Genomic DNA, 5,288 nt, shown 5'->3' on the forward strand with positions numbered 1-5,288 from the left:
CAGTGGCGGTGACGTCGACCAGTGGATCTACTTCTACGATGATGACGATTGGGACGATGAGCACTTCGGATGGAAGGAAGCAGACGAGCGCTTCGAGCTCAGCAACTCGCTGGCGATCCAAGCAAACCCCGTGGAGGCTCGCATCCACACCCTGGGGAACGGGGACTTTCGGCTCAGCACCGAGTCCTCGAGTATCGAGTTCACCGTTGACACCGAAGCGAGCCACGGGACCATTCAGCGCTTCTCGTGGTACAAGCACGACAGACAGCTCAACAACACGCTGATGAGTCTCAATCATCAGGGTGACCTGTCGATCAAAGGCACTTTTAGCGGGGGTGGAGCCGACCTGGCGGAGAGCTTCTGGACTGCCGACGAGCTCGAGATCGGTGAGCTGGTGGTGGTCGATCCCGCAAGGCCCGATGCGGTCGTGCGAAGCTCACAGGCGTATCAACGGTCCCTGGTCGGTGTGGTGAGCGGCGCGCCCGCGATCGTCCTTGGCGGCAAGGTCGGCGGCGTAGCAGCTCTCCGAAGGCTCTGGGGCAACCGGGTAGCCGATGCGTTCTCGACCCGTCAGGAGGCGTTGCGCACGGCACTCTATGCCGAGCGCGATGACCTGCGGGAGGAGGCGGCACGACTCGTCTCGCCAGGGAGGTTCGCGTCGTACGTGATGTCCTTGGAGGGTGCGAGAACGAGAAAGACACGAGCCGGCGGCGACGACGATCCGAGCGCCGGGCGGTCAGTGCGCGAGCGGTCGCCGGGTAGCCTCGAGGAGGTCTATCGGCAAGCCCTCCTAGACCACGAGGAGCGGATGAGCGGGCTCGCTCTCGAGCGGTTCTTCGAAGAACGCTTCGTGGGGATCGCGCTGGCCGGACGGGTACCGGTCAAGGTCGATGCCTCGTACGGCGCGATCGAGGCCGGAGATCCACTGACCGCCAGCCCCAACCCGGGAGTGGCGATGAGGGCGGACCGGGCGTCGGTGGTCGTCGGGACGGCACTCGAGGCGCTGGCCCGTGGCGAAGGGACGATCCTGATGCTGGTCGACCGGAGTTGGTATCCGGGCGAGGCGGTTCAGATCGCCGCTGCATCCGAGACCGCACGAAGTGAGCTGGCGTCGCTCCGGCGACGCAACGCCGAGCTGACCGAGCGAGTCGATCGGCTCTCAGCCGCCGTGGAATCCTTGACGCGGCGCGCCGATCTCCCCGAGGTGGCTGGGCTGCTCGTCCCCACCGAGCCTTCGAGATAGGTGTTGCCGAGGCATTCTCGAGCGGCTCTTGTTCTCGTCTAGAATAGGCCCACCTAATCAGTTGCGACGGCCCTATCGCTGGTCTGCGCCGCTTTGATGGATGCGGTGAAACATTGCTGAGGAGAGACCACACGATGTCGACGCGGAGCCGGAGATGTTCGTAGGCCACTATGGCGCCGCGCTGGCGCTCAAGGGCACCGAGAGCAAGGCCTCTCTCGGGCTGCTCTTTCTCGGCGTGCAATTCGTCGACATCTTGTTCTTTCCCCTGGTTCTGGCAGGGATCGAACAGATGAATATTGTGCCGGGCTACACCGACTCCACCCACTTCGAGCTCGCCTACCTGCCCTATACGCACAGTTTGGTGGCGGCGTTCCTGTGGGCGGCGCTGATCACCGCTGGAGCCTTCTTCGCGCTCGGCGGCCGGGCGCGACGCCGCTCGATCGCGATCGTTCTCGGGGCGGCGGTCCTGTCGCATTGGGTTCTAGACCTGGTCGTGCACACGCCGGACCTGCCGCTCTTGGGCGACGCCTCGACCAAGTTGGGTCTTGGGCTGTGGAACAGCGCGCCGCTGACCTTCATTCTCGAGGCGGCCCTGCTTCTCGGCGGACTGTGGCTCTATCTGCGGGCCACAGTGTCGAAAGCCGGCTCGCGGCTGGGGCGATTCGGCATGGTGGGCCTGGTGATATTCGTGATCGCCCTCAACGTCTACAACCTCTTTGGTCCGCCACCCGCGGCATTCATGGAGGTCTTCGGCCTTGCGATGGTGAGCTACCTCGGCCTGGCGGGCATCGCCTTCTGGCTGGACCGCGTGAGGCCGGCCGCCCGAGCCGGTTCAGTCCTCTAGAGCCTCGGCCAGGACGACGGCTGACATGTCGGCGTTCGCCCTGTAGTAGCCGACGAATCGATGGGTCTCCCCGGAGTCGTAGGCTTCGAGGTTCTGTGCCCAGCGGTATCCGATGGTCTGGTAGAGGAGCTCGACCGAGACCTCGACCGATTCGACGCCATCCGGTAGCGGCACGCGATATCGAATGCTGTCGCCGCCGTCCCGAAAATCCTCGTCCGTGGCCGCCGCGCCACGGACGCTCACGGCCTCGTCGGTAGTCGATTTGTCGAATCCCAGTGGCAGCAGGCGATTGTCCTTGGCGTAGGTCGAGCCGGCCAGAAGAGACAGAAAACGACGAAAGGGTTCCCGCTGACGGGCGGGGTTCGCCTACTGGAGTAAGCTGAGAAGGGCTGGTTTGATGAAGTGGGCAGAAGCGGTTCTCGTGGTTCTTGCAGGGTTTTCGTCGGCCGCTTCGGCGGCCTCGGGCGACGACGCCGGGGGTCTGGAACGGGCGCTCGCTTTCTACGAGACGCGGCCGCGGGTCGAACGGCCGCAGGCCGGTTGGCAGGAGATTCCCGAGGGCCTCATGGATCTCAGGGCCGCCTCTTGCGGCGAGTGCCACTCGGAAATCTATGAAGAATGGCGCGTCTCCACCCACGGGCAGGCATGGACCGACCGCCAGCTCCAGTCCGAGATGGCAAAGAGCGGCAACCGTTGGCTATGCAACAACTGCCACACGCCGCTGCTCAATCAGATGGAGTCGTGGGCAGTCGACCTGATCGACGGTGACGTGGAAAGGCCGCTGTACGTGAGGAATCCGGTCTTCGAAACCGCGTTCCGCGACGAAGGAATCACCTGTGCCGCCTGCCACGTGCGCGAGGGAGCGGTCGAGGGGCCGGCCGGGAACAGCACGCCAGCGCACCGGACTCGAAAGTCCGAGCGCTTTTCCGACGAGACGATCTGCCTGACCTGCCACCAGGCGGTGCGCAGCTATCCAGGCAAGGACTTCATCTGTATCTTCGAGACGGGGGAAGAGTGGCGTGCCAGCTCCTACGGGCAAGCAGCGCAACCCTGCCAGAGCTGCCACATGCAGCCGGTGGCCAGGCCGCAAGCCGCTGGCGCGCCGCCGAGGAAGGGGCGGCGCCACTACTGGCCTGGAGCGGGCATCTTCAAGGTTGAGGGTTTCGGTCCGCCACTGGAGCAGCTGGGAGCCGGTTTGGGCGTCGAGCTCGAGGCTACGAGTGCCGAGCTCGTCGTGCGGCTCAGCAACAGTGCCGCCGGGCATTTGCTACCTACGGGTGATCCTGAACGATTCATCCTGGTCCAGGTCGAGTTCTTCGACGTAGAGGGGCGAATGCTCGGCGAGGCTCGTCTGGAGCGCATCGGGCAGGTCTGGGAATGGTGGCCGGCACCGAGAAAGCTGGCAGACAACCGGTTGGCTCCATTCGAGGTGCGGGAGGTGCGAATCCCACGGCCACCGGCGGCGCACGGGTGGTCTCTGGTTGCAAGTAGCCATCGCATCAGCGCGGAGGCCTTGAAATACCACGATCTCCGCGGCTACCCCGCTTCGCGAGTCACGCATGAGCTCAGGGGCGACTTTCAGGGACGATGACGGCCGGATGAGCTCACTCGATGTCTGGTGTCTCGAACGACACCGAGTCAAAGATCTGGACTCCGTGGGTGAGTATTTTGTGCACCGGGCAGCGGCCAGCGATCTGGGTCAGGCGGGCGCGTTGAGCCTCGTCAAATGAGCCCCTGATAGTCACCCGGGATCGAATCCGCTCGATAAGCCCACCGGTTTCCTGATCGCACTCTGCGCAATCGTCCGCGTGCACTCGGTCAAACTCAAGGGCGACATCGACACCCTCGAGCTCGATGCGTTTGTGATTCGCGTACCAACGCAGCGTGATGGCGGTACAGGCCGCCAGGCTGCCGACCAGGATCTCGTAGGGAGTCGGGCCCTGATCCGTACCTCCGCCGGCGGTTGGCTCGTCGGAGAGCCTCGTCGGAGAGCCAGGTGAACTGCCGGGCCGAGATGGTGGTTCGCATCCCGGCGCGAAGCCGTGCTGTCACTGTGGTCATTGCTTGATCTCCTTTGTGTCGTCGGTGTTCTGCTGTTGCTGTTCCTCTATTCGTCCGCTGGAGTCGTGCCGAACCCGAGCCCCTCGAGCAGGGCGCTCTGGACGGGCTCGACCGCGCGGTTGAGTTCGCCGACTCCGTAGTCGGCGCCGACGACGGTGCGAAGCGGCCGGGGGCCTGGCATGTTGACGAGATCCTGGATCGCCGTTTCTATCGATCAGCTTGGTCCAGAACGGGCCGGGCTCGACGATGATCGAGTCCACTCCGAACCTCGAAAGCTTATGGCGATAGGACTCGGCCAGCGCTTCGACTGCGAACTTGCTGGCGCTGTAGACCCCGAAGAAGGGAAACACCAAGCGTCCGGCGAGGGAACTGACCTGGATGAGCAGGCCGGAGCCGCGCTCTCTCATGTGAGGCAACACGGCTCGGTTCACTCTCGCCGGCCCGTAGAAATTGACCTCGAACTGACGTTGCATAGCTTCGAGCGTGTAGGCCTCGGTGACGCCGACGTTCATCACCCCGGCGTTGTTGACGACGACGTCGACGTGTCCGGCCTCGGCCAGAATCGAGGTGATTGCCCGACCAACGGACTGCTCGTCGGTGACGTCCATGTCGACGACCGACAGCTTCTGGCCGCTGTCCGTCGCGGCGTCTAGCAGTGCTTCTCGGGCGTTACGGTTCGAGCCGCTCGAATTGCGCATTGTGGCGTACACCTGCGAGCCCGCAGCCGCGAGGGTTTCGGCGGTCAACTTCCCGAGCCCACTGCTGGTCCCAGTGACGACGATGACTTTGTCCCTGCTCATGAGCTGACGTTCCTTGAGAGGAAGGCGCGGATTCTCTGGCTGATGAACTCGAGATCCTCTTCGAGCGCGAAGTGTCCGGTGTCGAGCAGGTGGGATTCGAGGTTCCTCAGATCCCGTGTATAGGGATGCGCGCCCTCGGCCGGGAAGATGGGATCGTTCTTCCCCCACACGATCAGGGTCGGCGGCTGATACTCGCGGAAATAGGCCTGCCACCGTGGGTAGAGCGGCGGGTTGCTGCCGTAGTCGTAGAAGAGTTGGAGCTGGATTGCCTCGTTGCCGGGCCGGTCGAGGAGTGGCTGGACGTGTTGCCAGGTGTCTGGGCTGATGCCTTCGGGGTCGC

General features: G+C 64.1%; 6 protein-coding genes and 1 pseudogene. 3 read left to right on the forward strand and 4 right to left on the reverse strand.

The features are described 5' to 3' along the window. Both GY769_20460 and GY769_20465 read left to right on the forward strand, forming a co-directional pair. Positions 1–1,243: hypothetical protein (locus GY769_20460; protein ID MCP4204295.1), on the forward strand; the 1,243-nt coding region annotated here is incomplete at its 5' end. A gap of 154 nt (positions 1,244–1,397) precedes the next feature. Continuing rightward, entirely contained in the window at positions 1,398–2,087 is a 690-nt protein-coding gene (locus GY769_20465) for a hypothetical protein (protein ID MCP4204296.1), read from the forward strand. Here GY769_20465 and GY769_20470 read toward each other — a convergent pair. Further along, positions 2,076–2,330 (reverse strand): hypothetical protein, encoded by a 255-nt coding sequence (locus GY769_20470; protein MCP4204297.1) that lies wholly within the window; start codon positions 2,328–2,330, stop codon positions 2,076–2,078. The two genes, GY769_20465 and GY769_20470, sit on opposite strands and share 12 nt — an antisense overlap. 154 nt (positions 2,331–2,484) lie before the next feature. Here GY769_20470 and GY769_20475 point away from each other — a divergent pair, with 154 nt between their 5' ends. Continuing rightward, complete coding sequence (locus GY769_20475) at positions 2,485–3,678, forward strand: hypothetical protein (protein MCP4204298.1); 1,194 nt, start codon at positions 2,485–2,487, stop codon at positions 3,676–3,678. Positions 3,679–3,691: 13 nt separating this feature from the next. On the opposite strand, the gene GY769_20480 is transcribed toward GY769_20475, so the two are convergent. From GY769_20480 to GY769_20490, 3 genes and pseudogenes are all read right to left on the reverse strand, one after another. Beyond that, positions 3,692–4,009, reverse strand: a complete 318-nt coding sequence (locus tag GY769_20480) for a hypothetical protein (protein MCP4204299.1) — start codon at positions 4,007–4,009, stop codon at positions 3,692–3,694. A 185-nt stretch (positions 4,010–4,194) separates the two neighbouring features. Next, positions 4,195–4,948 (reverse strand): annotated as a pseudogene (locus GY769_20485) (SDR family oxidoreductase). Then, positions 4,945–5,288 (reverse strand): alpha/beta hydrolase (locus tag GY769_20490; protein MCP4204300.1); only part of this gene is annotated, 344 nt, incomplete at its 5' end. The pseudogene GY769_20485 and the gene GY769_20490, both read right to left, overlap by 4 nt.

This window comes from bacterium, assembly GCA_024224155.1.
In the GTDB taxonomy this organism is placed as follows: domain Bacteria; phylum Acidobacteriota; class Thermoanaerobaculia; order Multivoradales; family JAHEKO01; genus CALZIK01.